The 26442-nt window shown below is 63.1% G+C and carries 22 protein-coding genes, 2 pseudogenes and 1 riboswitch; of the genes and pseudogenes, 9 read left to right on the top strand and 15 right to left on the bottom strand.

Translation table 11 applies throughout. The features are described from left to right. Positions 1-135: 135 nt before the first annotated feature. Positions 136-381 (bottom strand): annotated as a pseudogene (locus tag NKI21_RS05795) (histidine kinase dimerization/phospho-acceptor domain-containing protein); the annotation flags it as partial. Positions 382-1053: 672 nt separating this feature from the next. Here NKI21_RS05795 and NKI21_RS05790 point away from each other — a divergent pair. Next, on the top strand, positions 1054-1713 hold the full coding sequence (locus tag NKI21_RS05790; RefSeq protein ID WP_352440949.1) for a response regulator: 660 nt from the start codon (positions 1054-1056) through the stop codon (positions 1711-1713). 157 nt (positions 1714-1870) lie between these two features. Beyond that, the gene (locus NKI21_RS05785; RefSeq protein WP_352440950.1) at positions 1871-2488 is read left to right on the top strand and encodes a LysE family translocator; all 618 of its coding nucleotides are present in this window, start codon (positions 1871-1873) and stop codon (positions 2486-2488) included. A 184-nt stretch (positions 2489-2672) separates the two neighbouring features. On the opposite strand, the gene NKI21_RS05780 is transcribed toward NKI21_RS05785, so the two are convergent. The 3 genes from NKI21_RS05780 to NKI21_RS05770 all read right to left on the bottom strand — a co-directional run bounded on the left by NKI21_RS05780 (position 2673) and on the right by NKI21_RS05770 (position 5032). Beyond that, positions 2673-3443 carry an amino acid ABC transporter ATP-binding protein gene (locus NKI21_RS05780; RefSeq protein ID WP_352440952.1) on the bottom strand — a complete coding sequence of 257 codons (771 nt, stop codon included), beginning with the start codon at positions 3441-3443 and terminating at the stop codon, positions 2673-2675. Further along, positions 3440-4120, bottom strand: a complete 681-nt coding sequence (locus NKI21_RS05775; RefSeq protein WP_031213968.1) for an amino acid ABC transporter permease — start codon at positions 4118-4120, stop codon at positions 3440-3442. Before NKI21_RS05775 ends, NKI21_RS05780 begins: the two co-directional genes overlap by 4 nt. A 138-nt stretch (positions 4121-4258) precedes the next feature. Further along, complete coding sequence (locus NKI21_RS05770) at positions 4259-5032, bottom strand: amino acid ABC transporter substrate-binding protein (RefSeq protein WP_023814302.1); 774 nt, start codon at positions 5030-5032, stop codon at positions 4259-4261. Between the two features lie 323 nt (positions 5033-5355). Here NKI21_RS05770 and NKI21_RS05765 point away from each other — a divergent pair. Further along, a pseudogene (locus NKI21_RS05765) lies at positions 5356-6213 on the top strand (RNA polymerase factor sigma-32); the annotation flags it as partial. 30 nt (positions 6214-6243) lie between these two features. Here the strand turns inward: NKI21_RS05765 and NKI21_RS05760 are convergent. The 4 genes from NKI21_RS05760 to thiB all read right to left on the bottom strand — a co-directional run bounded on the left by NKI21_RS05760 (position 6244) and on the right by thiB (position 11615). Next, positions 6244-7713, bottom strand: a complete 1470-nt coding sequence (locus NKI21_RS05760; protein ID WP_127267258.1) for a M48 family metalloprotease — start codon at positions 7711-7713, stop codon at positions 6244-6246. A 256-nt stretch (positions 7714-7969) separates the two neighbouring features. Continuing rightward, positions 7970-8761, bottom strand: a complete 792-nt coding sequence (gene thiQ, locus NKI21_RS05755) for a thiamine ABC transporter ATP-binding protein (protein WP_352440953.1) — start codon at positions 8759-8761, stop codon at positions 7970-7972. Beyond that, positions 8754-10373 (bottom strand): thiamine/thiamine pyrophosphate ABC transporter permease, encoded by a 1620-nt coding sequence (gene thiP, locus NKI21_RS05750; RefSeq protein ID WP_352864874.1) that lies wholly within the window; start codon positions 10371-10373, stop codon positions 8754-8756. Before thiP ends, thiQ begins: the two co-directional genes overlap by 8 nt. A gap of 243 nt (positions 10374-10616) precedes the next feature. Beyond that, positions 10617-11615 carry a thiamine ABC transporter substrate binding subunit gene (gene thiB / locus NKI21_RS05745; protein WP_127297428.1) on the bottom strand — a complete coding sequence of 333 codons (999 nt, stop codon included), beginning with the start codon at positions 11613-11615 and terminating at the stop codon, positions 10617-10619. A 43-nt stretch (positions 11616-11658) separates the two neighbouring features. Continuing rightward, a riboswitch (TPP riboswitch) is annotated at positions 11659-11773 on the bottom strand. Positions 11774-11860: 87 nt separating this feature from the next. Here thiB and NKI21_RS05740 point away from each other — a divergent pair. Genes NKI21_RS05740 through NKI21_RS05725 form a run of 4 tightly spaced genes read left to right on the top strand, consistent with a single transcriptional unit; the run spans position 11861 to position 14927 of the window. Next, positions 11861-12505 (top strand): thiamine diphosphokinase, encoded by a 645-nt coding sequence (locus NKI21_RS05740; RefSeq protein ID WP_127297429.1) that lies wholly within the window; start codon positions 11861-11863, stop codon positions 12503-12505. A 1-nt stretch (position 12506) separates the two neighbouring features. Then, entirely contained in the window at positions 12507-14327 is a 1821-nt protein-coding gene (locus tag NKI21_RS05735) for an ABC-F family ATP-binding cassette domain-containing protein (protein WP_352864869.1), read from the top strand. A gap of 58 nt (positions 14328-14385) precedes the next feature. Continuing rightward, positions 14386-14628 (top strand): type II toxin-antitoxin system CcdA family antitoxin, encoded by a 243-nt coding sequence (locus NKI21_RS05730; protein WP_352864866.1) that lies wholly within the window; start codon positions 14386-14388, stop codon positions 14626-14628. Further along, on the top strand, positions 14628-14927 hold the full coding sequence (locus NKI21_RS05725) for a CcdB family protein (protein WP_127297430.1): 300 nt from the start codon (positions 14628-14630) through the stop codon (positions 14925-14927). The genes NKI21_RS05730 and NKI21_RS05725 overlap by 1 nt, the downstream gene beginning before the upstream one ends. Positions 14928-14956: 29 nt before the next feature. Here NKI21_RS05725 and NKI21_RS05720 read toward each other — a convergent pair whose 3' ends face one another. Together NKI21_RS05720 and NKI21_RS05715 are read right to left on the bottom strand one after the other, a co-directional pair. After that, positions 14957-16606, bottom strand: coding sequence for a hypothetical protein (locus tag NKI21_RS05720; RefSeq protein ID WP_352864863.1), 1650 nt, complete (start codon positions 16604-16606; stop codon positions 14957-14959). Positions 16607-16682: 76 nt separating this feature from the next. Then, entirely contained in the window at positions 16683-17981 is a 1299-nt protein-coding gene (locus tag NKI21_RS05715; RefSeq protein WP_023811870.1) for an adenylosuccinate synthase, read from the bottom strand. 208 nt (positions 17982-18189) lie between these two features. On the opposite strand from NKI21_RS05715, the gene NKI21_RS05710 reads away from it, so the two are divergent. Both NKI21_RS05710 and NKI21_RS05705 read left to right on the top strand, forming a co-directional pair. Then, positions 18190-19095: a DMT family transporter gene (locus NKI21_RS05710; RefSeq protein WP_023811869.1), complete on the top strand. Its 906-nt coding sequence runs from the start codon at positions 18190-18192 to the stop codon at positions 19093-19095. A 152-nt stretch (positions 19096-19247) separates the two neighbouring features. Further along, positions 19248-19712: a DUF2231 domain-containing protein gene (locus NKI21_RS05705; protein WP_352441038.1), complete on the top strand. Its 465-nt coding sequence runs from the start codon at positions 19248-19250 to the stop codon at positions 19710-19712. A gap of 48 nt (positions 19713-19760) precedes the next feature. Here the strand turns inward: NKI21_RS05705 and serA are convergent, their stop codons facing one another. The 5 genes from serA to glmM all read right to left on the bottom strand — a co-directional run bounded on the left by serA (position 19761) and on the right by glmM (position 26250). Further along, positions 19761-21362 (bottom strand): phosphoglycerate dehydrogenase, encoded by a 1602-nt coding sequence (gene serA / locus NKI21_RS05700; RefSeq protein ID WP_352864860.1) that lies wholly within the window; start codon positions 21360-21362, stop codon positions 19761-19763. A 67-nt stretch (positions 21363-21429) separates the two neighbouring features. After that, the gene (locus tag NKI21_RS05695; protein ID WP_023811866.1) at positions 21430-22605 is read right to left on the bottom strand and encodes a phosphoserine transaminase; all 1176 of its coding nucleotides are present in this window, start codon (positions 22603-22605) and stop codon (positions 21430-21432) included. A gap of 201 nt (positions 22606-22806) precedes the next feature. Next, positions 22807-23580, bottom strand: a complete 774-nt coding sequence (locus NKI21_RS05690; RefSeq protein ID WP_023811865.1) for an outer membrane protein — start codon at positions 23578-23580, stop codon at positions 22807-22809. A 210-nt stretch (positions 23581-23790) separates the two neighbouring features. Beyond that, on the bottom strand, positions 23791-24627 hold the full coding sequence (locus tag NKI21_RS05685; protein ID WP_023811864.1) for an outer membrane protein: 837 nt from the start codon (positions 24625-24627) through the stop codon (positions 23791-23793). A 270-nt stretch (positions 24628-24897) separates the two neighbouring features. Continuing rightward, entirely contained in the window at positions 24898-26250 is a 1353-nt protein-coding gene (gene glmM / locus NKI21_RS05680; RefSeq protein WP_023811863.1) for a phosphoglucosamine mutase, read from the bottom strand. Between the last annotated feature and the right edge of the window lie 192 nt (positions 26251-26442).

The raw sequence follows: 26442 nt of genomic DNA, 5'->3' as shown, positions 1-26442 counted from the left end.
CTCGGCGGCGAATTCATTGCGAAGATCACCAAAGAGGTCGCGCAGCGGCACCGCCTCGCTCGCGGCCGTGACGATGCCCGCATCGAGCCGGGAGATATCGAGCAAAGCGTTGAGCAGCCCACTGAAGTTGCTGACAACCGATTTCGCTCGGCTGGCCAGGTCGCGCGCCTCGCCGGAGGGTACGTCGCCGCGCTGCCCCAAAACGGCAAGCGTCGAGACCAGCAGGCTCAGGGCATGGATCGGTTGGCGCAGATCGTGACTCGCCGCCGCCAGAAAACGCGTCTTGGCACGGTCGGCGGTCTGCGCCCTGTCGCGTTCCTCTTGCAGATGCTCGACCAGCGTTTCGTTCTCCAATCGCAGGCTGACGGTTTCGCGCAGCATGCGGTAGGTGATACGGCAGTAGTAGAAATTGATCGCCACCAGCGATGCGAGCAGGAACAGGAAGGCGCCGGAAATATCGCTTTGGGTGGTCAGGCAGCGAAGGGCGACCGGCACCACCGTTGCCAGGATGGATCCAACCAGCGCCGGCGGAAAGGCCGACAGAGACGGCACCGTGCCGCAGACGAGACCAGTCAGGACAATGACCGTGAAGGACAGCACGATCGGCGCCTCGGGCATGAAGCCGACCCAGCCAAGCACACCCCACAGAAGGCCCGACATGCAGGAAAACGCCGTAGCCAGCCATGCCCAGCGCAAGATCGAGTGGCGATCCTGGGCGCGGCTGAAAAAACGGCGCGACGCCAGCACCCGGATAGCCGTCAGCAGATACAGCGCCGCTAGCCAGCCGATCAGCCAATTGATGGAAACGGCCGTTCTCAGCACATAGACCGCCGCCATCGAGATCACGATGTTGGAGATGACCACGCCGTAGGAATTGCGATACAGGAGTTCGATCAGGGCCTGGCGTATCTTGTCTTCCTGCATCGAAGCCCTCCAATTGCCCCAAGTATTCTCCGGGCGGTCTTCTCCGGTACCGTTGATCTACCGGCAACCTGTTTCGCATAGATTGGCGATCGATCCATATACGCCGCTGCAGTCCTGGATGGTGCCCTGATGAATCGCCCGCTCACCGCCATACTCGCCGACGACCATGCCATCGTGCGCGAGGGGCTGAAGCTGCTCATCTCGGCAATGGACAATGTCTCGGTCGTCGCCGAGGCTGCGGATGGCGAGGCGCTGCTTGGCCAGCTGCGAAGCACGCGCGCCGACCTTTTGATCCTCGACCTCGGCATGCCAGGTGTCGCCGGGATGCAGTTCATCGCCACCATCAGGACCTTGGCGCCACGCCTGCGGATCGTGGTGCTGACGGCCAATATCGAGCCGAGGACGGTGCGCGCCGCGCTCAGTGCCGGCGCCAACGCCTACCTGACCAAGGACGGCGATCCCGAGGAACTTGGCGTCGCCATCGAAGCGGTCAAGAACGGAGGCACCTATCTGGCGAAAACCGTTCGCTTCGCCGTCAGCGATATGGGCAGGGGCAGCGAGCCGATAGCCGCACAGGAAATCCTCTCCCCGGTGCCGCTGACGCGGCGCGAACGGCAGATCCTTCAACTGGTGGCGCAAGGCATGATCACGCGCGACATCGCCGAACGGTTGGGGATCAGCCTGCCGACCGCTCGCAAGCATCGCGAAAACCTGATGGGCAAGCTCAATCTCCACAACACCGCCGAACTAACCGTCTACGCGGTTCGTCTGGGATTGCCCGCCGGCTGACATCACAGCCGCGACGATGGGCAACCCCGCAACGTCCCCTTAACCATCGGCAGATTAGCCAAGCCCGATCACGATCCAAATACGGCATCTGCCGTATGTTTTCGGCCTGACCCCCAGCCTACTCCTCCCACGGCTTGATCACATGGGAGGAGCCGTCATGCCGTCGCTGGATCTTTGGATTCCGTTCGCCCTCGCAACGCTCGCCTTCGCCTGCATGCCAGGGCCGGCGATTCTCTACATGACCGCGCAAACGCTAGCCCATGGCCGTCAGGCGGGATTGATGGCGGCACTGGGTGTTCATCTCGGCTGTTACGTGCACATCCTGGCCGCGGCGGTCGGACTCGCCGCACTGATGGAACACGCGCCGGTCGCTTTCTCGATGATCCGAGTGGCGGGCGCCACATATCTCATTTCGCTGGGCCTTGCCATGTTCCTGGGCTGGAACCGGATGGGCGAGGACGGTGCCAGGCCGGCCCCGAACACATTTCGCGACAGCATGGTCGTCGAGATCCTCAATCCCAAGACGGCACTGTTCTTCCTGACCTTCCTGCCGCAGTTCGTGGATCCGTCAGCCGCCCTTGCCGTAGGGTTGCAATTCCTCATCCTCGGCATCGTCGTCAATCTCATCTTCTCGATGGCCGACCTGGCGGCGGTCGGCATCGCCTCGCTCGCCGTTGGCCGGTTCACTGGCGGCGGCGCCGGATGGGTGATCCCCAAGACATGCGGTTCGATCCTCATCGGACTTGGCGTGGCGCTCGTCAGCCATCATATCTGAACCTGCAAATGAAAAGCCGCGGCTTCAGGGGAGAGCCGACTGTGAAATTTTAGCGGCTGCCGACAGCAAGGGCAGTATACCGGAGGGCGGCTGACGGCCTGCTCGCGCATCCGGCAACATATCCCGGAAACCGGCGCCCCTTCAGGGGCCATCACCCGAATTCAACACACTCTGGGCCGCGCGCTTACGCGCCGCCGCCTTCCTTCTCAGCCTCCTGCTTCAGCGTCGCAATGAAGCGCTTGGTCCGCTGCTGCTCCGGATTGTTGAACAGCACCGCGGCCGGTCCCTTCTCGACGACGACACCGGCATCGAGGAACACCACTTCCTGGGCGATCTTGGAGGCGAGGCGCAGATCATGCGTCGCCATCACCATGGTCGTGCCTTCGCTGGCGAGCTTGCCGAGCACGTCGACCACCTCTTGCGCCAGCTCCGGGTCGAGCGCCGAAGTCGGCTCGTCGCAGAGCAGCACTTTCGGTGACGGCGCCAACGCGCGGGCGATCGCCACGCGCTGCTGCTGGCCGCCCGACAAGGTCGCTGGCCAAGCGTCGGCCTTGTGCGCCATCCCCACCTTCTCCAGCAAAGCCAGCGCCCGCTCGCGTGCCCTCTCAGGCGGCCATCTCAGCACCGTCACCAGCCCTTCCATGACATTCTCGATCGCGGTGCGATGCGGAAACAGTTGAAAATTCTGGAACACCATGCCGGTCTGCAGCCGCAGGCGCTGGATATCCCTGGCCGGAACCCTGCCGCCGAGGTGGAATTCGAGCGTCTCGTCGCCGATCCGCACCGTGCCCGAGGTCGGGATTTCCAGGAGGTTGATGCAGCGCAGCAGGGTGCTCTTCCCCCCGCCCGAAGGTCCGACCAGCGCCGTGACGCTGCCTTCGGCAATGGTGACCGTCACCCCCTTCAACACGAGATTGTCGCCGAAGCGCTTTTCGATGTTGCTGAGGCCGATCATGAGCGTGCCTCCAGGAAGCCGCCATAGCGGTTGAGCCGGATCTCCAGCCGCGTCTGCAAGGCCGACAGCACCGAACTCAGCGCCAGATAAAGGATCGCCGCCTCGACATAGAGGATCAGCGGCTCATAGGTGGTGGCGACGATGCGCTGCGCCGCCTGGAACATCTCCGGCACGGTGATGGCGGCGGCCAGCGACGTGTCCTTGACCAGCGAGATGAAGGTGTTGGAGAGCGGCGGCACCGCGACCCGGCCGGCTTGCGGCAGAATGGTGCGCCGCATCGCCTGGCCCCAGGTCATGCCGATCGAATAGGCGGCTTCCCACTGGCCTTTCGGCACCGAGCCTATTGCCGCGCGAATGATTTCCGACGTGTAGGCGCCGATGTTCAAGGTAAAGCCGATCAGCGCCGCCGTGAAGGCGTCGAGCAGGATCCCGACCGACGGCAGGCCGTAGAAGATGAGGAACAGCTGCACCAGGAGCGGCGTACCGCGGAAGATCCAGACATAGAAGCGCACCAGCGCGACCAGCGGCTTGGGGCCGAACAGCCGGGCGAGTGCAGCACCCAGGCCGACCGTCAAGCCGAGAGCAAAGGACAATAGCGTCAGCGGCACGGTGAAGATCAGCGCCGCCCACAGGAGCGAAGGCAGCGACTCCAGCATCAGTTGCAGCCAGTGCGGCACGTAAGACCCTCCAGATTGGTCGAAGCAGCTTGGTCAAAGCAAGAATGCGTCGGCCATATCACGACAAAAGCGGCGGGCCGTCAAAGACGGCTCGCCGCTCGATAGTCTCATGGGCGGCGGACCGGCCCGCCTCCCGGATTACTTCGAAACGTCCTGGCCGAAATAGGTGTCGGAGATCTTCTTGTAGGTGCCGTCGGCCTTGATATCGGCCAGCGCCTTGTTGATCGCGGCGACCAGCTCCGGGTCGCCCTTGCGCACGATGACGCCGGAATAGTCGGCGTTTTCCTCTTGCGCGGCGATCCTCACATTGGCGTCGGGCTTGTGCTTCTTGAAGTCGAGGAACGACAGACTGTCATTGATCGTGGCGTCGGCGCGGCCGGTCAGAAGCAGCTGGATCGACTGGTCGAAGCCATCGGTGCCGACCAGTTCGGCGCCGTTCGTTTCGGCCAGCTTGCCGAAATTCGAGGTCAGCGACTGCGCCGACTTCTTGCCCTTGAGATCGGCGAAGCTCTTGATGTCGGTGTTGTCGCCGCGCACGATCAGCACCGCCTTAGAGGCGATGTAGGGATCGGAGAAGTCGTACTTTGCCTTGCGGGCGTCGGTGATGCCGACCTGATTGATAACGGCATCGTAGCGATTGGCGTCGAGGCCGGCGATCAGTCCATCCCACTTGCCTTCGAGGAACTCGGCCTTGACGCCAAGCTTGTCGGCGATCGCCTTGGCGATTTCGACGTCGAAGCCGACCAGTGCACCGGACGTGTCATGGTAGGTGAACGGCGCATAGGTGCCTTCCGTGCCGACCTTGATGACACCGGCGTGCTTGATCTGGTCGAGATTGGGGCCGGCATGGCCTGCAGTGACAGCCAGGGCCTGCAGCGTTCCGGCGATAATGAGCGACTTGAGCCATTTCATTTTTCTGTGATCCCGTCCTTGGCCGGCTGGCCGGCATATTTGTGAGCGCTGGAAACTGACAGATGCAAGCCGAAAAAATAAGGAACAGAATTTCAAAAACAACCGATTTATGAAACCCAGTTCTCCAACTGGAACTTTCTGCTCGTCATCGCAGCCATCACGAACCGTCCTGGGAATCCTTCAGGCAACACAATCCCGCCGCCACGGTCGCGGAACCTTTCCCGCGCATGGCAGTTCTGGCTGTTGTAGGGCACGACGCCGCCATTTCAACCCGGGCGCCAGCCAAGTTTGCAAAGTCATCCGCACCACCCAGGGAGCGCCTCATGATGGAAGACACGGCAGGACGGATCATGGTCCGCGCGGCAATGAAGGCTCCCTACCTCGAGCGTGACGAAGAGCATCGGCTTGCATTGCTCTGGAAAGAGGACAACGACCAGAACGCGCTGCACAGCATCACCGTCGCCCATATGCGGCTGGTCATTTCCATGGCCTCCAAATTCCGCCATTACGGCCTGCCGCTCGGCGACCTGGTTCAGGAGGGTCATGTCGGACTGCTCGAGGCCGCCGCCCGCTTCGAGCCGGAGCGCGAGGTGCGGTTCTCGACCTATGCGACATGGTGGATTCGCGCCTCGATGCAGGACTATATCCTGCGCAACTGGTCTATCGTGCGTGGTGGCACCAGTTCGGCCCAGAAGGCGCTGTTCTTCAATTTGCGACGCCTGCGCGCGCGGTTGGCGAATGGCACGGAGCCGCTCTCCAACGCCACGCTCTATCGCGAGGTGTCGGAGGCGCTTGGCGTCTCCGAAGCCGATGTGGCGATGATGGATTCGCGGCTCTCGGCGCCCGACTCCTCGCTCAACATGCCTATTGCCGACGATGCGGGTTCGACCGAGCGCATGGATTTCCTGATTTCGGACGATCCGCTGCCCGACGAGATCGTCGGCGACAAGATCGATGTCGCGCGCCGCTCGCTCTGGCTGAGGGAGGCGCTTCGCGCGCTCAACGCACGGGAACTGAGGATCATCGAGGAACGGCGGCTGAACGACGAGGGCGCCACACTCGAAGCGCTCGGCGAAACGCTCGGCATCTCCAAGGAACGCGTCCGCCAGATCGAGGCCCGCGCCATGGAAAAGCTCAAGGTCGCATTGGTGAAGCAGAATCCGGAGTTCATGGCGACTGCCCCCGGAACGGCGGCATGCGTCCAGCGGCGCCTACTTGTCGGTGACGATCTTGACCTTGTCGCCGGCCGAAACGGCGGCACCCGGCGACAGCGCATTGAGCACGCGGAACAGGTCGAGCTTGCGGTCGACGCCGACCATCTGCGCCGAAAGCGAACCCATCGTCTGCCCAGGCTGGACGGTGACGACGCGGATGTGCAGCGGCTTCAGCGCCGCCTTTTCGGCAGCGCTCAAAATCCGGAACGAGCCGCTGACCGAGCGGGCGATCGTGTCCAGCGACGTGCTGGCGGAAGGGGCCGCGGTCAGCAGCCGGTAGACCTGGCCGCCGGCGCGGATGACCGCAATGTCGAACTGCCAGCCTTCGGCGCCGGCATGCGCGGTCGCCGCCTCATTGCCGTTGATGGTTTCCTGCTTGACGCTGCTGTCGACGAGACCAGCCACCCAGCCGCTGCGGATATAGTCCGTCAGCGCCCGGTTCTTGTCGATGGAAACGCCATCGAAACGGATCGCTATGTCGCCGGGGCCGGTGGCCGTCACCGCTGCCGCCGAATTGTCGATGATGAAGCCGTCCGGCACCGTGAACGACACGCCGAGGCCCGGGTGCAGGAAGGTTTCGCCGCGCACATAGCCTTCCTCGGGTGTGTCGCCATAGAGCAGGCCGTCTATGCCGGCGAGGAAGGAATCGCGGTCGCGCGTGCCGACGCCCGGCGCGCCGAACTGGCGGGCATGGCGCTGCGCCAGATCGATGCGCTGCGGCGTGTTTGGGTGCGTGGCCAGGAAGTCCAGGCTGGCGTCGGTGGCGCCACTGATCGAGCGGAAATCGGTATAGGCCGACATCGATTGAAGGAAGCGGCCTGCGGCGAAAGGATCGTAGCCGGCCTCGCCGATCGATTTGATGCCGATGGCGTCGGCTTCCAGCTCCTGGTTGCGCGAAAATTGCGCCAGCCTCAGCTTGCCGCGGATCAACGCCGCCTTGGCGGTTGGGCTGTCGCCGAGCACGTCCGAAACCACCTTGGTGGCCAGGCCTTCCTCGGCCTCCAGTTGCTGGCGCTGCAGGCCGTGATTGGCGGTGACGTGGCCCATCTCATGCGCGATGACGGCGGCAAGCTCGGCCGAATCATTGGCCAGCGCCAGGAGGCCGCGGGTGATGTAGAGATAGCCGCCCGGCAGCGCGAATGCGTTGACGTTGGGCGAATTTAAAATGGTGATGCGATAGGTCTGTGTCGGGTTGGCGGACACCACCGTCAAACTACCGACCACCTTGGCGACCATGCGTTCGAGCTTGGGGTCGGAATATTCACCGCCATAAGTCGCCAGGATGCGCGGGTGCTGCGCCTTGGCCAATTCGGCGAGCTTGTTGTTGGCGCCGACATTGTCCACCGTGATCGGCTTGTCGGAAGGCTGGAAGCCGGATTCCTGAACTTCCGGCGGCGTGAACATCTGGCAGCTTGCCAACGCCACGGCAAAACCGGCCAGCGCGAGAAAACGCGCCAGCGGTTTCATTCCCAATGTGTTAGCGCCGATCGCCAGAACGGCTTCCTTTCGGGTCCCGGCGCATGACCACGAAAATCGGGGGCGATCTTCGGAACGTGTCATGCGCTATCTCAAACTGCTGCAGCATCCGTGCCCGTCCCTTAGGGCGGCGGCGGATACTGCAGGCAAATCACGGCCTGTGCCGGACCGGTAGGGCGGACCTAGCCACACTCCCCCGGTCATGGCAAGCAAACGCCACATCGCCTGGAGCCGGTTTGACCGTAAATTATGTCCGCTTCCGGGCAACATCGCGTGATGTGGAATATCCAGTACCCGCGCCGATATAGCGCCGGAACGCCTCCGGACCAGCCCCGGTAAAGAAATCATCAGCCTTGCCGGTTGCGGCCACCAACCCATTGTCGACAAACACCATGTGCTCGCCGATGCGGCGTGCATCCTCGGGCTGGTGGGTGACAAATAGCACCGTCATGGCGCGTTCGGCATGAACGGCAGCAACCAGATCCAGCATCTCGTCGCGCAAAGCGGGTCCGAGCGAAGCAAAGGGCTCGTCGAGCAGCAACACCGGTCGGTCGCGCACCAGCACGCGGGCCAGTGCGACGCGCTGGCGTTCGCCCCCGGAGAGCTCGCGCGGTAGGCGTTTCTCCTTGCCCGCGAGACCGGTGCGCGCAAGCGCCTCGGCGACCGCGGCGCGGTCCGCCTCGGTCAGTCCCAGGGAGGGCGAGCGGCCGAGCCCGACATTCTGCTCGACGGAAAGATGCGCGAAGAGATTGTTCTCCTGGAACACCATCGACACCGGCCGCGCCGAGGCCGGCTCGGTGCTGACATCGGCCCCGCCGATCAGCACGCGGCCCGATTGTGGGGTCTCGAAGCCGGCGACCAGATTGAGCAGTGTCGACTTGCCCGAACCGCTCGGACCCATGATGGCGGTGATCTTCGCCGTGGCGAACTCGACGTCGAAGACAAGTGGCGCATCGCCATAGCTGCCATAACTGAACGACACATTGTCTAGCCGCACCGGCGCGCCCTTTTCGAGCCTGTTGGCCGCCCTCTCACGCATCGCGGACCTTCTCCCTTCCCAGCCAGTGCGCCGCCACGATCAACGCGAGACAGACGAAGCCGAGCAGCAGTGCCAGGCCGGCGGCATCCTCGGTGCGGTAGCTGCCCATCCGTGCCAGAAGAAGGTAGGGCAATGTCTGCACGGAATCACTGCCGAACAGGGCAATGACACCGAGATCGCCGAGCGACAGCGCCATGGCGAAAGCGAAGGCCGTGGCGAGCGGTCGCCGCAGCGACGGCCAGTCGACCAGCATCAGCCGGTTCCAGCCCGCAATGCCGAGCAGTGCGCAGAGCCGTTCGTGACGCTCGCTCGCCGCATCATAGGCGGGACGCACGGCGCGCAGGGCGAACGGCATCGCCATCACCGCATTGACGGTGACGACCATGACCGGGGCGATGGCAAAGACATCGCCGGCATGGCGCAGCAACAGGAACCAGCCGGCGCCGACGACGGTCGGCGGCACGACAAGGACAAAACCGGCGCCTGTATCGGTGGCGCGTTCGAGCAGTGTCTTTGCGCCGGCACGGCGGTTCAGCGCCAGTGCCCGCCGCGCCATGGTCAGCGCCAGCGACAGCATCACCGAAAGCAGCGCCGACAGGAAGGCGAGCGCCGCGCTGGTCAGCGTTGCCTGCCGGACAGTGGCCTCGCTGGCCAAACGGCCGAGGTCCGCACCCAACCCGGCCACCACGGTTGCCGCCATCGGCCCAACGACGAACAGCAGCGCCAGGATGATGACTAGCGCGTTCAACCAGGTCTCGCTCCGATTGACCGAGAGATAGCGGCGTTGCGCGACCGGCAAATTGGTGTCGCCGACCACATTGGCGCCCAGGCGCGTCAGGGCCAGCACAACGATAAAGGTCAAGGCGATCTGCAACAGCGTCAGTGTAACGGCCCGCGCGGGATCGAAATCGAAGCGCAGCGCCTGGTAGATGCCGACCTCAAGCGTCGTCGCGGCCGGCCCGCCGCCGAGCGTCAGCACGATGGTGAAGGATGTGATGCAGAGCATGAACACCAGCCCGGCGACGCCGGGCAGTGCGGCGCGCAGCGTTGGCCATTCGATCAGCCGGAACGCCGGCCGCGCCGCCATGCCGAGCTGGCTCCCCAACCGCCATTGGTCGGCCGGTATGGTCTGCAGCGCCTCGAGGAACAGCCGCGTCGCCAGCGGCAGGTTGAAGAAGACATGGGCGACGAGGATGCCGGACAGGCCATAGATGCCCGGCCAGCTTCCCCCGCCCATCACAGCAAACACGACGGCGAAATAGCCGGCACGGCCATAAAGCGCCAGAATGCCGAGCGCTGCGACAATAGCCGGCAGCGCCAACGGCACGGCGAATATCTGCAGGATGAAGGCGCGACCGAAGAAACGTGGATGTCGCGACAGAGCGCGCGCCACGAACAGCGCCGGGATGACCGAAAGCAGCGTCGAGAGAGCCGCTTGCCAGAGCGTGAAGCGAATGACGCGAAGCAGATAGGGATCGAAGGCTGCCCAGGCGCCCGAGAAATCATGGGCGCCCTCGAAAAGCAGGCCAGCAAACGCGCCGCCGATCAGCAGCGCGATTGCGGCGAGCGCGAGGGTGCCAGCAGTGATGCGGGGGTCAGACGCGCGTTGCACGCTGGACCACCATTCTTTCCATCGCGGCAATTACAAAGGATTGCGTTCCTTGGCGCCCCCCTCTGTCCTGCCGGACATCTCCCCCTCCAGGGGGGAGATCGGCCGCCACCCATGCTTCCGCTAGTCTCCAACGTTGCCGGACTATAACCAGCAACGACGCTGCCAATCTCCCCCCTTGAGGGGGAGATGGCCGGCAGGCCAGAGGGGGGTGGAGTGGCGCGAACATCAAAAGAACTCGCAAGCCTACTTGCTCATCACCGCCAGCCACTCATCGACCCAGGCCTTGCGGTTGGCGGCGACCTCGTCGGGGCTGAACAGCAAGGTCTTGGTCGGCTTGACCAATTTGTCGAAGGCCGGATTGAGCGGCTTGTCGGTCTTGCCGGCCGGGAACATCCAGTTGGTCTCGGGGATGGCATCCTGGAATTTCGGCCCGGTCATGAAGGCGATGAACTTGGCCGCCAGCGGGTTCTTGGCCCCCGCCGTGGTGATACCCGCGACTTCTATCTGCAAATACTCGCCCTCCTCGAACGACGCTGCCTGATAGCGCTCTGTCTTCTCGGCGACCATGTGGTAGGCCGGCGACGTCGTGTAGGACAGCACCATCGGCGCCTCGCCCTTGGTGAACAGCCCATAGGCCTCGCTCCAGCCCGGCGTCACGGTCAGCACTTTCGCCTTGAGCTTGGCCCAGGCCTCGGGCGCCTTGTCGCCATAGACCGACTTGACCCACAGAAGCAGGCCGAGGCCCGGCGTGGAGGTGCGCGGATCCTGGATGACGATCTTGTCATCGGCACTGCCCTCGACCAGTTCTTTCAGGCTTTTCGGCGGGTTCTTCAGCTTCTCGGAGTCGTAGACGACGGCGAAATATCCGTAGTCAAAGGGGACAAAAGTATCGTCGCTCCAGCCACCCGGCACGTTGACATCAGTTACGCCGCCATGCGGCGCGAACAAGCCTGACGCCTTGGCATCGGCGGTGAGATTGGTGTCGAGGCCAAGCACGATATCGGCCTTGGTCGACGCGCCTTCCAATCTGACGCGGTTGAGCAGCGCGACGCCGTCGGCGACCGAGACGAACTCGACATCGCAGCCGCATTCGGCCTCGAACTCCTTCTTCACCACGGGACCCGGACCCCAGTCGGCGGTAAAGCTCTCATAGGTGTAGACGGTGAGTTTGTCCTTGGCCAAGGCCGGTCCGGACAGGACCACGGCCATTGCTGAGACTAGAGCGTATAAATGCGTGCGCATCGGCGCCTCCTTCGTTCGAATTGAAAGGAATTGAGGCGTCGGACTGTCCGAAACGTCTAATCCCTCCGCCGGTACAAACCGGATCAGGTTCAGCGGGTTGGCGAGACTGCCTCTCAGCCGGTCCGCGAAGATCGCGTCCGGCACCCCGTTAGAGCGTTTCGACACATAGGCCGGGCCGATCCCCCATGCAAGTGGGAGTTTGCCGCCTTCCGTTTCCCGTGCCGGGCTGGTAAGGGCCACACGATATGAGCACATTCACCATCCTGCTTGGCGGCGATCTCATCCGCACGCCACGGCTCGACCGCCAGGCCGAAGGCTCCCGCGTCATCGCCGCCGACGCCGGCATCGGGCATGCGCGGCTGCTGGGTCTCGTGCCCGAACTGTGGGTGGGCGATTTCGATTCCGTGCCAGCCAAGCTGCCTGACGATCTCGCTTCCGTGCCGCGCCGGACCTTCCCGGCGGAAAAGGACCAGACCGATGGCGAACTGGCCATTGCCGCCGCACTCGAGCGCGGCGCGACCCGCCTGGTGCTCGCCGGTGCTTTCGGCGGCAAGCGCGCCGACCACGCTTTCCTGCATCTGGCGCTTGCCCTCCGGCTGGCCGAGGCCGGGACTGATGTGCTCCTGACCAGCGGCGCCCAGGAGGGCATTCCCCTGCTGCGCGGAACGGCCGGCTTCGACTATGCCGATGGCACGCTGTTTTCGGTGCTCGGCTTTTCCGAGCTCGCCGGCCTGACCGTCACCGGCGCCAAATGGCCGCTGAACCACGTCAAGGTGGCGTTCGGTTCGTCGCTGACCATCTCCAACGAGGTCAAGGGCCGCCTCGAAATCGCACTGGACCATGGCCGCGCGATGCTGCTCGCTCATCCCTATCCCTTACCTGAAAGCTGACATGGCCCCGCCTCTTCTCAACCTCGACGGGATAAAACTGACCTTCGGCGGCACGCCGCTGCTCGACGGCGCCGCCTTGACGGCTTCGGCCGGCGACAAGATTGCACTGGTCGGCCGCAACGGGTCGGGCAAGTCGACCCTGCTGAAGATCGCCGCTGGCCTGATCGAGCCGCAGGACGGCGAGGTGTTCCGCCAGCCTTCGGCAACTATCCGCTATTTGCCGCAGATGCCCGACATGGAGGGCTTTGCGACTGTCCGCGCCTATATCGAGGCCGGGCTTGGCCCTGCCGACGATCCCTACCGCGCCAGCTATCTGATGGAGCATCTCGGACTGTCGGGTGAGGAACGTCCGAACGATCTGTCGGGCGGCGAGGCGAGGCGTGCTGCCCTTGCCCGCGTCATGGCGCCGGAGCCAGACATCCTGCTGCTCGATGAGCCGACCAACCATCTCGACCTCTCGGTCATTGAATGGCTGGAAGAAGAACTCATCCGCACCTCCTCGGCACTGATCGTCATCTCGCACGACCGCCGCTTTCTCGAACGTGTGTCGCGCGCCACCATCTGGCTCGATCGCGGCCAGACCCGCAGGCTGGACAAGGGCTTTGGCCATTTCGAGGAATGGCGCGACCTGGTCCTGGAGGAAGAAGAGCGCGAGCAGCATAAACTCGGCCGCCAGATCGTTCGCGAAGAGCATTGGCTGCGCTACGGCGTGACGGCGCGGCGCAAGCGAAACATGCGCCGGCTCGGCGAGTTGCAGACCATGCGCCAGCGTTTTCGCGGCCATCGCGGTGCCGAAGGGTCGGCGACCATGGTGGCGAGCGACGCCGCCGAGTCCGGCAAGCTGGTGATCGAGGCGAAGAACATCGAGAAGAGCTTTGGCGATCTCACCGTGGTCAAGGGGTTTTCGACCCGCATCCAGCGCGGCGATCGCGTCGGCCTGGTCGGGCCGAACGGCGCCGGCAAGACGACGCTCTTGAAGATGCTAACCGGCGAGATGAAGCCGGACGCCGGTTCGGTGCGGCTCGGCACCAATCTGGAGATCGCCACGCTCGACCAGAAGCGCGAGGCGGTCGACCCGCAGGAGACGCTGGCGCAATATCTCACCGACGGGCGCGGCGAGAACCTCGTCATCAATGGCGAGCAGCGCCACGTCGTCTCCTACATGAAGGATTTCCTGTTCAAGCCGGAGCAGGCACGCACGCCGGTGCGCGAGTTGTCCGGCGGAGAACGGGCACGGCTCTTGCTGGCGCGGGTGCTGGCGCGGCCGGCAAACCTTCTGGTGCTCGACGAGCCGACCAACGATCTCGATATGGAGACGCTGGAACTGCTGCAGGAACTGGTCGCCGGCTTTGCCGGCACCGTCATCCTGGTCAGCCACGATCGCGATTTCCTCGACCGCACCGTGACCAGCCTGATCGCGCCGGATGGTGAAGGCCGCTGGATCGAATATGCCGGCGGCTACTCCGACATGCTGGCGCAGCGCGGCGGCACCAGGCTGGACGACCGCCAGGCGCGCGCGAAGGCCGAAAACGGCGAAGCGCCAGTGACGACCAGAAGTGAAGCGGCCGCGCCAAAGGGGCCGGCGAAGAAACTGTCGTTCAAACAGAAATTCGCGCTGGAATCGCTGCCCAAGAAAATTGAGGCTGTGACGGCTTCGATCTCAAGGCTGGAGAACAACATCGCCGATCCGGCCTATTACGAGCGCGACCCGGCCTCCTTCCAGAAAACCATCGCCGCCCTCGACAAGGAGCGCGCCACGCTGGCGGCGCTGGAGGAAGAGTGGCTGGAACTGGAGATGCTGCGCGAGGAGATGGAAGGGTAAGGGATTGTGTGTGAACTTTTATGCGCCTATATTATGCGCATAAAAGAGAGCGATTTCCATGCTTCAATCGACACCAAAACCTCAACGGCAATCCGTCAACACGTCCATCGATTCCCAGTTGATCAGCGACGCGAAAGCGTTGGGCATCAACATTTCCCGTGCCGCCGAGGCGGGGATCGCGAAAGCGATTGCGGCGGAAAAGACGCGTCGATGGCAAGAGGAAAACAAACAAGCCATTGAAAGCTCCAATGAATATGTCAGGCGCAACGGACTGCCATTAGCCAAATACCGGCTGTTTTGATGGCACGTTACGATCTTTATCGGAATGCTGAAGGCGGCGGCTATTTTCTCGATGTTCAGTCCGACCTTCTTGAAGGACTGAGCACAAGAGTCGTCATTCCGTTGATGCCGCCCAACATAGCACCGGTTCCGGGCCGCCGACTAAATCCGACCTTCGCTATCGATGGCAAAGATCATGTAATGGTCACGCAGTTCATGTCAGCCTTGATGGCCTCTGAATTGCCGGATGCCGAGGGAAATCTCTCCCGGCACCACGACGACATCGTCGCCGCGCTCGATATGTTGTTCCAGGGCTTCTGAGTCAACGAGGCTTCGGGCCGGCTTCCTTCTCAGCCCGCCGTCTTCGCCTGCCAGGCCTTGATTGCCTCGTCGAACACCTTCTCGCCGGGAATGCCCTTTTCCATGGTCAGCAGTGCCCGCCGTCCGGTCTTGTAGACGACCGGTACGTCGATCCAGTCCTGGCCGCGAAGCAGGGTCATGTTGGCGTCTTCGTCGGCCTTGGTATCGTTGAGCGCGACGAGGAAGAAGCCGTCGGCGATCTTGGCCGGAATGCCGATCAACGGGCTGCCGGCATCCTGCTCCGAACCCTTCATGGCGACGCGCAGGATGTTGTCGACACCGCCGCCCTCGAAACCGTCGGGCGTCAGGAAGATCATCTCGATGATATGGCTGGCCGGCAGTGTCTGGTCGGTGTTGCGGCGGATGGTCATGCGCAACTGGATGTCCTTGCCGGGAATGGTGGCCTCGGCGCGGATCGCCGGCTCCGGCGGCAGGTCGCCACCGGGCGATTCCTGCACCAGCGACCAGACGATGTTGCCGGGCTCGGCGGAACCCTGGGCAGTGCTGGTACGCTCCTCATAGAAGATCGCCTTCTGGCCGACAGGCAGAGCGGCTTCCGCAGGCGCAGCTGCCGTGGCGGGCGGCGCGGCGCCGGCCGGTGCGGTCGGCGTGCCGGCAGCATCGGCTGGCGCTGCCGGGGCAGCTCCGTTGGCAGGCGGTGTTGCGGGGGCGGCACCTGTAGCGGGGGGCGCTGCCGCGGCAGGTGTGCCTGCGGCCGGAGCGGAAATCGCCGGTGGGTTCGTCGCCGAGGGCGGCGTGGTCAGCGCGGCGACCGATTCGCCTTCGCCGATGCCGCTTTGGCCACCGGCCGGACCCGGGTCGACTTCACTGCCCTGCGGCGTCAGCCGCTGCGTGAATTTCGTGCTTTCGGCTTCCGTGCCGCCAGCCGCGGGCGCCGGAGGCGTTGCCGCGGCATCGGTTGCCGGCTTGGCAGGCGCTGGTTTCACCGGCTCGGTCTTGGCGACCTGATTGCCGCCAAGCCCAAGCATTTTGCCGAACGCATCCTTGTTCAGCCAGATTCCGTAGCCGCCGCCGGCTACGACCAGAAGAGCGACGACGGCCGTGATCAGCCCACCATAGCTGCGCTTGCGCTCGGCGGGACGCAGGCGCTGGAAGGTATCCGACACCGGCTCTTCGTCGCTGGAAAAGACATCTGCCTCGTCCTCCTCCTCGTCGGCATCCATACCTGGAAGAGGCGTGTCGGCGCGAGCCAGCTGGGAAGGCGCCGGCGTCGCCCTTTGCCAGCTCGGCTCGACCTTGGCGGCAGGTGGTGGCGCGGGCTGATAAGATTCAGGCTTTGCAGCGGGCGGTGCCGGCCAGGCCGATTCGGCCTTGGCCGGCTGCCGTGTATGGCTCGGCTGATTCTTGTTGCGATCGATCGACGAAAAGATGTGTTCCAGCTCCGCCAGCGGATCGGTCTCCGGCAGGCTCTTGGCATAGTCCCGCTCGACACTCGCGATCGCGTCTTCCAGCGAACGCATCTGCGTGGCTATGGCTTCGGCGGCCGGCGGCGGCGAATATTCCTCAAGCTTCTTCGCCAGCATGGTGCGAACGCTGGCATAGATGCGCGTACGCTTTTCCGGCGTCTCGTCGCCATGCTTGCCGAGCGCCTTTTTCAGAATAGCAACGTAATCTGCCATGCTTCAGTCGACCTGTATTTTGTTTCCGCGCCGGCCCCCGCAAATCGGCCGCGATGCCCGGAAAAGGCTTCAGAAACTAGTCTTGAAACGGATCGGTCACAAGTATCGTGTCGTCCCGTTCCGGGCTGGTGGAAAGGAGTGCGACCGGGGCGCCGATCAGCTCTTCGATGTAGCGGACGTATTTGACGGCCTGGGCCGGCAGATCGTTCCAGCTGCGCGCGCCGGCAGTGGTGCCTTTCCAGCCCTCGAGCGTCTCGTAGACCGGTTCGACACGTGCCTGCGCACCCTGGCTTGCCGGCAGATAATCGATCATCTCGCCGTCGAGATGATAACCTGTGCAGACCTTGATCTCGTCCAGCCCGTCAAGCACGTCGAGCTTGGTCAGCGCGATGCCCTTGATGCCGTTGACAGCGACGGCCTGGCGTACCAGCACCGCGTCGAACCAGCCGCAGCGGCGCTTGCGGCCGGTGACGACGCCGAATTCATGGCCGCGCGTGCCGAGGAATTCGCCGACCTCGTTCTTCTGCTCGGTCGGGAACGGACCCTCGCCGACGCGTGTCGTATAGGCTTTGGTGATGCCGAGCACATAGCCGATAGCGCCTGGGCCGACGCCGGAGCCGGCGGCAGCCTGTCCGGCAACCGTGTTCGACGAGGTCACGAATGGATAGGTGCCGTGGTCTATGTCAAGCAGCGTGCCCTGCGCGCCCTCGAACAGGATACGCTCGCCAGCCCGGCGCTTGTCATCGAGGATTTTCCAGACCCGGTCCATATAGGGCAGGATGTCGTCGGCGACCGAGGTCAGTTCCTGCATGATCGCGTCATGCGTGACTTCCGCATGGCCAAGCCCCCGACGCAGCGCATTATGGTGCGTCAGCAGCCTGTCAACCTTCACGGGCAGTGTTTCCAAATCCGCCAAGTCCATCACCCTGACCGCGCGCCGGCCCACCTTGTCCTCGTAGGCGGGGCCGATGCCACGACGGGTCGTGCCAATCTTCGTCCCGGAATTGGATGCGGCGTCCTCACGGAATCCGTCCAGCTCCCGATGCAGGGACAGGATAAGCGCTGTGTTTTCGGCTATTTTCAGGCGATCCGGCGCCACTTCGACACCTTGCGCCTTGAGCTTGGCCACCTCGGCGACGAAAGCATGCGGGTCGAACACGACGCCATTGCCGATGATGGACAGCTTGCCCTGGCGCACGACGCCCGACGGAAGCAACGACAGCTTGTAGACCTTGCCGTCGACGACCAGCGTATGGCCGGCATTGTGGCCGCCCTGGAAACGCACCACGACATCGGCCCGCTCCGACAGCCAGTCGACGATCTTGCCCTTGCCTTCGTCACCCCACTGCGAGCCGACGACCACCACATTGGCCATGTTTCTTTTCCCTTGAGACGCCGCCAAGCGGCTTGAATATGGTTCGAAACGACAGGCCTCTATAACGTCAAGACCTCGCGAGCGCGACCTTTCTTTGCCGTCGAAAATGCCCTGAGGCACAACAATTTTCGGCTTTGACATCATTTACTTGGGCGAGCGAGGGCAATAGGCCGGCAAACACCGCAGCTCCGGCGACTGGAATCCCGCGATGCATCGAAGCGCCTACATATTCCTGCTGCTCACCACCTTGCTCTGGGGCGGAAATTCGGTGGCCGGCAAGCTGGCGGTCGATCACGTCTCGCCGATGACGCTGGTCTTCCTGCGCTGGGTTCTGGCCGTGGCGATCATGCTGCCCATCGGCTGGAAGACCATCCAGAAGGACTGGCCGGTCGTCCGCAAGCACTGGTTCGTGCTGGTCGCCCTCGGCGCCAGCGGCTTCACCCTGTTCAACACCATCTTCTACACGGCGCTCAACTACACGACAGCGATCAATGTCTCGATCGAACAGGCGGCGATGCCGATCCTGATCATGACTGCCAATTTCGTCTTCTTCCGCCTGCGCGTGAACTGGGCTCAGATTGTCGGCGTCGTGCTGACCATCGCCGGCGTGATCCTCACCGCCTGCCATGGCGACCCGCGCCGGTTGTTGACGCTGGAACTCAATTTCGGCGACGCCATCATGCTGGTCGCCGTGTTTCTCTACAGCGGCTATTCGGTCGGACTGCGGTTGAAACCAGTGATGCATTGGCAAAGCCTGATGCTGGCCCTGTCGGTTGCGGCACTCGTCACTTCGCTGCCGTTCTTCCTGTGGGAGGTCGTCGCCGGCAAGGTCATCATGCCCGACGCGCGCGGCTGGACCGTCATCGTCTATACGGCGATCGGCGCCTCCGTCGTTTCGCAGATCTTCTACATCAGAGGCAACGAACTGATCGGCGCCAACCGCGCCGGCCTGTTCATCAATCTGGTGCCGATCTTCGGCACGCTGCTATCGGTGCTGATCGTCGGCGAGACGTTCCACCTCTATCAGGCATTGGCTTTGGTGCTCGTGCTGGGCGGCATCGGACTTGCCGAATACAGCGGGCGCAAGATGGCGTTGGCGGACCACCGCGGATGACATGTGGCGGCTGACGCCCTCCGCCGTCGCGGCAATTCACGCGAACGGCCTGGACTTCGCCAATGGCCGCGGAACGGCGGCATAAACCCTGCCGCGTCCCCACTTGGAACATTTCACCTCCAGCGGAGTTTGAACGGCAGGGAGGCGACATGATGAGCCACAACCCTCGCAGCACGGCAAGCATCGCTGGTCACCCTATCCATCCCATGCTGATTCCGTTTCCGATTGCTTTTTTCGTCGGCACCTTCGTTTGCGATCTTATCTTCTGGCGAACAGCCGATCCCGGATGGGTCACCGGGTCGCTTTGGCTTCTCGGCGCAGGCCTGATCATGGCTGCCCTGGCTGCGCTTGCTGGCCTGACGGATGTTCTCGGCGATGTTCAGATCCGCAATCTCACGACGGCATGGCTCCATGCCGGCGGCAATGTACTCGTCGTGTTGATCGAGCTTTACAACTGGTACTCGCGGTATGCGGGCGGAGCGGCGGCCGTGATGCCAACCGGCTTCGTCCTATCGCTGATCGTGGTTCTCATCCTGCTGTTTACGGGCTGGAAGGGCTGGGAACTGGTCTACCGACATCGCGTGGGTGTCTCCGATGGCTCGGACGAGTTGACCTGAACCGGCCGCCGCGGCGGCCGGTTCAACGAGGGCGACCCCTGTCCTCGATCACATCGCGTTGACGTCGAACTGCAGCCGCTTGGCCGAGTCGATCGACTTATGCGCCTTGACCTTTTCCAGCACGGCTTCCGGGAACGGCGCGTCGAGATAGAGCAGCGCTATGGCATCGCCGCCCGGCCGGTTGCGGCCGAGCTGGAAGTTGGCGATGTTGACGCCATTCTCGCCGCAGACAGTGCCGAGCAGCCCGATAATGCCCGGCGCGTCGGCATTGGTGGTGTAGAGCATGTGCTGGCCGACCTCGGCATCAAGGTTGATGCCCTTGATCTGGATGAAGCGTGGCTTGCCATCCGAGAAGCATGTGCCGGCGATCGAACGCGTCATATGCTCGGTCTTCACGGTCAGCTTGATATAGCCGTCGAACACGCCCGATTTGTCGCGCTTGACCTCGGCGACGATGATGCCGCGCTCCTTCACCATGATCGGCGCCGACACCATGTTGACGTCCGAGACCTGAGGCCGGATCAGCCCGGCGAGTGCGGCGCTGATCAGCGCGCGCGTGTTCATCGTCGCGGTGGAGCCGTCGAACAGGATCTCGACCTCCTTGATCGGATCCTCGGTGACCTGGCCGACGAAGGCGCCGAGCACCTCGGCAAGCTTGACGAACGGCTTCAACCGCGGCGCCTCCTCGGCGGTGATCGACGGCATGTTGATGGCGTTGGAGACGGCGCCCTTGATCAGATAGTCGGCCATCTGTTCGGCAACCTGCAGCGCGACATTCTCCTGGGCCTCCGTCGTCGAGGCGCCGAGATGCGGCGTCGCCACCACATTCTCCATGCCGAACAGTTCGTTGTTCTCGGCGGGTTCGACCTCGAAGACGTCGACGCCGGCGCCGGCGACCTTGCCGCTCTTCAGCGCCGCGATCAGGTCGGCCTCGACGATCAGACCGCCGCGTGCGCAATTGATGATGCGCACGCCCTTCTTCATCTTGGCGATCGCCGCGGCATCGATGATGTTGCGCGTCTTGTCGGTCAGCGGCGTGTGCAGGGTGATGAAATCGGCGCGGGCGAACAGTTCGTCGAGTTCGACCTTGTCGACGCCAAGCTCCTCGGCACGGCTGTCCGACAGGAACGGATCGAAGGCGATGACGTGCATCTTGAGGCCAACGCCGCGTGTCGCGACGATCGAACCGATGTTGCCGCAGCCGATGACGCCCAGCGTCTTGCCGGTGATCTCAACGCCCATGAAGCGGTTCTTTTCCCATTTGCCGGCATGGGTCGAGGCGTTGGCTTCAGGGATCTGGCGCGCCAGCGCAAAGATCATCGCCACCGCATGTTCGCCTGTGGTGATCGAGTTGCCGAAGGGCGTGTTCATCACGATGATGCCCTTGCGGCTTGCCGCCGGGATATCGACATTGTCGACGCCGATGCCGGCGCGGCCGATGACTTTGAGATTGGTAGCGGCGTTGATCAGCTTTTCGGTGACCTTGGTCGCCGAACGGATGGCGAGGCCATCATACTGGCCGATCACTTCGGCGAGCTTTTCCTTGTCCTTGCCGAGATCGGGCAGATAGTCGACCTCGACGCCACGATCCTTGAATATCTGCACGGCGGTGGGGGAGAGTTTGTCTGAGACGAGAACGCGGGGCGCCATGGCGACCTCCTTGAAATGGATTTGATCCTGATGGGAATGGGCGGCCCGGAGGCCGCCGCGAATGATCTCAGGCCGCCGCTTTGAGCGACGCCTTCTGTGCGGCGAAGGCCCAGTCGAGCCAGGGCAGCAGCGCTTCCAGATCCGACGTCTCGACCGTCGCGCCGCACCAGATGCGCAGGCCGGGCGGTGCGTCGCGATAGGCACCGATATCGTAGGCGACGCCTTCCTTGTCGAGCACCGACACCAGCCCCTTGGCGAAAGCCGCCTGCCCGTCGGCGTCGAGCTCGGACACGTCCGGATCGGTGAAGGACAGGCAGACGGACGTGTTCGACCGTGTCGCCGGCTGGACGGCGAGATGACCGAGCCAGGAGGATTTGCCGACAAAGCGATCGAGGACGGCCGCATTGGCATCCGCCCTGGCGATCAGCGCGTCGAGGCCGCCGGTCGACTTCGCCCAGTTGAGCGCATCGAGGTAATCCTCGACGCACAGCATCGAGGGGGTGTTGATGGTCTCGCCCTTGAAGATGCCTTCGATCAGCTTGCCGCCCGAAGTCAGGCGGAAGATTTTCGGCAGCGGCCATGAAGGCTTGTAGGTCTCCAGCCGCTCGACGGCACGAGGCGACAGGATCAGCATGCCGTGAGCGCCCTCGCCGCCCAGCACCTTCTGCCAGGAGAACGTGACGACATCGAGCTTTTCGAAGTCGAGCCTCTGCGCGAATGCGGCGGAAGTCGCATCGCAGACGGTCAGGCCCTTGCGGTCCGCGGGAATGAAATCGCCGTTCGGCACGCGCACGCCCGACGTGGTGCCGTTCCAGGTGAAGACCACATCGCGGTCGAAATCGATCCTGGTAAGATCAGGCAGTTCGCCGTAGCCGGCTTCGATCTTGCGCACATCGGCGAGCTTCAATTGCTTGATCACGTCGGTGACCCAGCCGGAGCCAAAGCTCTCCCAGGCGACCATGTCGACGCCGCGCTCGCCGAGCAGCGACCACAGCGCCATCTCGACCGCACCGGTGTCCGACGCCGGCACAATGCCGATGCGATAACCCGCCGGGACCTGGAGAATCTCCCGCGTCAGCTCGATCGCCTGTTCGAGCTTGGTCTTGCCGATCTTGGCGCGGTGGGAACGGCCGAGCGCGGCATTGTTCAGCGCCTCGACCGACCAGCCGGGACGTTTTGCACAGGGACCTGAGGAAAAATTGGGGTTTGCCGGACGGAGTCCGGGCTTCGTATGCGTCGTCATCGTGGTCTATCCTTCCAGATAGTGGCCCCTCGTTGGGGAGGGGTGGCCCACGGACGGCGATATGCGTTCAGACTTCGGGCGTCAAGAGGAAAGTTTTTGTCGCTGCCGGGATACCGGCGATCCCTGATCGGGATGTCGTGACTTCAAACGCAAACGGCGGACCCCGAAGATCCGCCGTCCTGAACCTCGTGCTCGCCGCGCCTACCAGAGATCGTAGCGCAGCCCGAGCTTGACCTGATGGTTGCTGATACCTTTTTTGACCGGATAGGAGGTCAGGCTCTCAGCCGTCACATATTCAGCGTCCGGGGCGGAGAAATACTGATAGCCCAGGTCGACGGAAACGTTCTTCGATACCTGATAGGCGAGGCCCGCATTCAGCGTGTAGGCCAGCGAGTACTGGGTCTTGCTGTCACTTACGGCGAAATCGTCCGTGTCGTCGCCATTGTCGGTGAAATAGCTTGCCGACAGGCTGCGCTTGCTGCGAACGACCCCGATACCGGCGCCGAGATAGGGTGTGATGCCGACATAGGTGCCAAGATCGACATAGCCGTTGAGTATGCCCGACAAGGCGTAGTTCTTCAGGGATGCCGACGCCACGGTCGGCTCTGCCGCAGTCGCTGAATCGTCATAGCCGACGCCGATCTCGTTGCCAGGCAGATAGCCGAGATTGAGGTCGGCGCGCAGATAGTCGTTGAAATGGTAGCCGAAGCCGATGCTGGCAAAGATCGGATCTTCTTTGTCGCTGAAGCTTGCAGGTGGCGAAGGTGTGAAGGCGAAATCCTCATTTTTGAAGCTCTTCTGCGCCAGATAGGAGACGTCGCCGCGCAGGTACCAGCCGGAACCGACCTCGACCGGGACGTAGTCGGGCGCCTGGTCGACGTAGATCGGCGGGTCATAATCGGCCGCGTGCACCGGCGTCAGCGGCAGGAGGGCTAGTGCACCGAGCGCCAGCGCCATACGCGATGTAAGTTTCATGGTCCCCGACTCCCGAATTTGGCTCAGCCCGCAATCGCAGCGGCAGCCATCGTTTCAAGGAGCATTGTTAACCATAGTGGTTAAGTGCCGGTTAAGGCTAACAGAGCGTTAGCGAATTCATTTCCCCTGTCGATTCCAGGCGGCCCAAACGAAAAACCGCCCGGCTTGAGGCCGGACGGTTTTCGAAGAATTCAAGTGATGTAGATGGCGTTACTTGGTGTAGATCGGCTCGGGTTCGGGCTGGTAGGCCACGACCGGCGCGGCGCAACCATTGCTGCCACCGAACTGGTAGCGCAGGCCACCGCGCACTTCGTGCGTGTTGATGCCACGGTCGAAGCCGGGACCGGAGCTGGTGATGTTCCAGTCGAACATGCGGCCGCCCTGAATATGGGAGAAGCGGTAGCCGGCATCGAGAATGATCTTGTCGGTCAGGCAGTACGAAGCGCCGGCCATCAGACCGTAGGCGAAACGCCAGCTTGATCTGCCGGGATTGAACTCGGTGGTGTTCGGGTCGTAGACATCATCCCACTTGACGCGGGCGCCGCCGATGCCGGCGCCAACGTAAGGCGTGATGCCATGGTAGGTGCCGAGATCGACATAGGCATTCGCCAGCAGCAACAGGGCGCTCATCTTCGATACTTCGGTCGAAGTACCGTTGATGTCCGAGGTGCCCCCGTTGAAGTTCGACTTGAACCAGTAGTCGGCGGTCAAATCGGTCCGGAAGTGATCGTTGATCTTGTAGCCGACGCCGGCGCCGAGCGAGAAACCGCCCTTGAGTTTGCCGAAATCGAAGCTTCTGGTGCCGGGCGTAACCGTACAGTTACAGGGATCGACGGTGTAGGTCATATAGTCGATGCCGCGCACGGTCGACTTGTGATAGTCGATGTCGCCGCGGATGTACCAGCCGCCGACCTCGACCGGCTGCTCGTAGACAGCCTGAGGCGGAGCCTCTTCGACCATCGGTTCCGGCAGGTCGGCTGCGAACAGCGGTCCTGCCAGGCCTGCGAACAGGAAGGCGAGCAGGACCTTTCTTGCTGTCTTGAACATGCTTGTCACCCCTGAGAAGCTCGGAACGGCGAATCCGTCCGAAATGCGATTGGCTTTCAGTCGTGGATAATGAATTGCAAAGGTTAAAAGGCGTTTAACCCTGTTGCTTAACCACGAATCTCGAAACTCTAGGGATTGGCGCGAGATTTACGGGCACCGAAAAAAGTGGCGGCTGACAAGAAAAAGCCCGCCGAGGGGCGGGCCTTGGACCGGTTAAGGGAGCGCGGCGCGCCTGGTTGTCCGATCCACGTCCTGCTGGACGCGCTGGGGTCAGGCGGCGCTGCGCGTTTCCGAGATGACTTCAACGATGCCGTTGACGACGGACTCGACCAGTTGCGGGTCGTCGCCTTCGGCCATCACGCGGATCAGCGGTTCTGTCCCTGATGGCCGGATAACCAGCCGTCCGGTCTTGCCGAGGCGGTTACGGGCGTCTTCGATGGCGGCCTTGACCGGCGCCTCCTCGAGCGGCTTGCCGCCGGAAATATGGACGTTCTTCAGAAGCTGCGGCACGGGTTCGAATTTCTTCGACAGTTCGCTGACCGGCCGGCCCTGCCGCTTGATGCAGGCCAGCACCTGCAGCGCCGAAACCAGGCCGTCGCCGGTGGTCGAGAAATCCGACAGCACGATATGGCCCGACTGTTCGCCGCCGACATTCAAGCCATGCGCGCGCATATGCTCGACGACATAACGGTCGCCAACCTTGGTGCGGTGCAATTGCAGCTTCATGCCGCCGAGGAAGCGCTCGAGGCCGAGATTGGACATCACCGTCGAAACGACGCCGCCGCCCGCAAGCCGCCCGCTCTGGTGCCAGGATTCGGCGATCAGCGCCATGATCTGGTCGCCATCGACGATCGCGCCGTTTTCATCGACGATGACGACGCGATCGGCGTCGCCGTCGAGCGCGATGCCGATGTCGGCGCGCACTTCGTGCACCTTCTTTTGCAGGCCGGCCGGATGGGTCGAGCCGCATTCCTTGTTGATGTTGAAGCCGTTGGGCTCGACATTGATGGCGACGACTTCGGCGCCCAGTTCCCACAGCGCCTCGGGCGCCACCTTGTAGGCCGCGCCATTGGCGCAATCGACGACGATCCTCAAGCCCGCGAGCGACATCGAGCGCGGCAAGGTGCGCTTGGCGAATTCGATGTAGCGGTCATGCACGCCATCGACGCGCTTGGCGCGGCCAAGCCCGTCGGAATCGGCGAGCGCCAGTTCGATATCCTTGTCGAGCATGCTCTCGATGCGCTCCTCGATTTCGTCGGAGAGCTTGTAGCCGTCGGGTCCGAACAGCTTGATGCCGTTGTCGTAATAGGGGTTGTGCGAGGCCGAGATCATGACGCCGATATCGGCGCGCAGCGAACGCACCAGCATGGCGACAGCCGGAGTCGGGATCGGGCCGAGCAGGAACACGTCCATGCCGGCGGCACAAAGACCGGCGACCATGGCATTCTCGATCATATAGCCGGAAAGCCTGGTGTCCTTGCCGAGCACGACACGATGTCGATGGCTGCCGCGCTGGAAGGAAAGGCCGGCGGCCATGCCGACCCGCATCGCGATTTCAGCCGTCATCGGAAACTTGTTGGCGCGTCCGCGAATGCCGTCCGTGCCGAAATAATTCCCTGCCATGCTAGTCAGCTTCCTCGACGTTTCTTCCCCGGCACGTCATGCCACAATTGGCCAGGGCGCTATGATCACATTGTGTGATTATACGTTACCAATCCTTAGAAAACCATTGTTGTGCACTGCACACATGTGGCCGCAACCTGACATGCCCAGACTGCCATGTTGCAATATACAAGTCATGCGAGCCTTTCAGCG

Source organism: Mesorhizobium sp. M0715, from assembly GCF_040320355.1.
Taxonomy (GTDB): Bacteria; Pseudomonadota; Alphaproteobacteria; order Rhizobiales; family Rhizobiaceae; genus Mesorhizobium.
Note: the sequence above shows the minus strand (reverse complement) of the source record. Positions and strands in the feature narration are given on the sequence as shown.

Excerpts from the sequence above, each read along its gene's own strand:
- NKI21_RS05690 (WP_023811865.1), bottom strand. The coding sequence starts at position 23,580 with ATGAAACTTACATCGCGTATGGCGCTGGCGCTCGGTGCACTAGCCCTC.
- NKI21_RS05790 (WP_352440949.1), top strand. The coding sequence starts at position 1,054 with ATGAATCGCCCGCTCACCGCCATACTCGCCGACGACCATGCCATCGTG.
- NKI21_RS05785 (WP_352440950.1), top strand. The coding sequence starts at position 1,871 with ATGCCGTCGCTGGATCTTTGGATTCCGTTCGCCCTCGCAACGCTCGCC.
- thiQ (WP_352440953.1), bottom strand. The coding sequence starts at position 8,761 with ATGCGTGAGAGGGCGGCCAACAGGCTCGAAAAGGGCGCGCCGGTGCGG.
- NKI21_RS05715 (WP_023811870.1), bottom strand. The coding sequence starts at position 17,981 with ATGGCCAATGTGGTGGTCGTCGGCTCGCAGTGGGGTGACGAAGGCAAG.
- NKI21_RS05735 (WP_352864869.1), top strand. The coding sequence starts at position 12,507 with ATGGCCCCGCCTCTTCTCAACCTCGACGGGATAAAACTGACCTTCGGC.
- NKI21_RS05695 (WP_023811866.1), bottom strand. The coding sequence starts at position 22,605 with ATGACGACGCATACGAAGCCCGGACTCCGTCCGGCAAACCCCAATTTT.
- NKI21_RS05780 (WP_352440952.1), bottom strand. The coding sequence starts at position 3,443 with ATGATCGGCCTCAGCAACATCGAAAAGCGCTTCGGCGACAATCTCGTG.
- NKI21_RS05740 (WP_127297429.1), top strand. The coding sequence starts at position 11,861 with ATGAGCACATTCACCATCCTGCTTGGCGGCGATCTCATCCGCACGCCA.
- NKI21_RS05770 (WP_023814302.1), bottom strand. The coding sequence starts at position 5,032 with ATGAAATGGCTCAAGTCGCTCATTATCGCCGGAACGCTGCAGGCCCTG.
- NKI21_RS05725 (WP_127297430.1), top strand. The coding sequence starts at position 14,628 with ATGGCACGTTACGATCTTTATCGGAATGCTGAAGGCGGCGGCTATTTT.
- NKI21_RS05720 (WP_352864863.1), bottom strand. The coding sequence starts at position 16,606 with ATGGCAGATTACGTTGCTATTCTGAAAAAGGCGCTCGGCAAGCATGGC.
- NKI21_RS05685 (WP_023811864.1), bottom strand. The coding sequence starts at position 24,627 with ATGTTCAAGACAGCAAGAAAGGTCCTGCTCGCCTTCCTGTTCGCAGGC.
- NKI21_RS05730 (WP_352864866.1), top strand. The coding sequence starts at position 14,386 with ATGCTTCAATCGACACCAAAACCTCAACGGCAATCCGTCAACACGTCC.
- glmM (WP_023811863.1), bottom strand. The coding sequence starts at position 26,250 with ATGGCAGGGAATTATTTCGGCACGGACGGCATTCGCGGACGCGCCAAC.
- thiB (WP_127297428.1), bottom strand. The coding sequence starts at position 11,615 with ATGCGCACGCATTTATACGCTCTAGTCTCAGCAATGGCCGTGGTCCTG.
- serA (WP_352864860.1), bottom strand. The coding sequence starts at position 21,362 with ATGGCGCCCCGCGTTCTCGTCTCAGACAAACTCTCCCCCACCGCCGTG.
- NKI21_RS05760 (WP_127267258.1), bottom strand. The coding sequence starts at position 7,713 with ATGAAACCGCTGGCGCGTTTTCTCGCGCTGGCCGGTTTTGCCGTGGCG.
- NKI21_RS05710 (WP_023811869.1), top strand. The coding sequence starts at position 18,190 with ATGCATCGAAGCGCCTACATATTCCTGCTGCTCACCACCTTGCTCTGG.
- NKI21_RS05705 (WP_352441038.1), top strand. The coding sequence starts at position 19,248 with ATGAGCCACAACCCTCGCAGCACGGCAAGCATCGCTGGTCACCCTATC.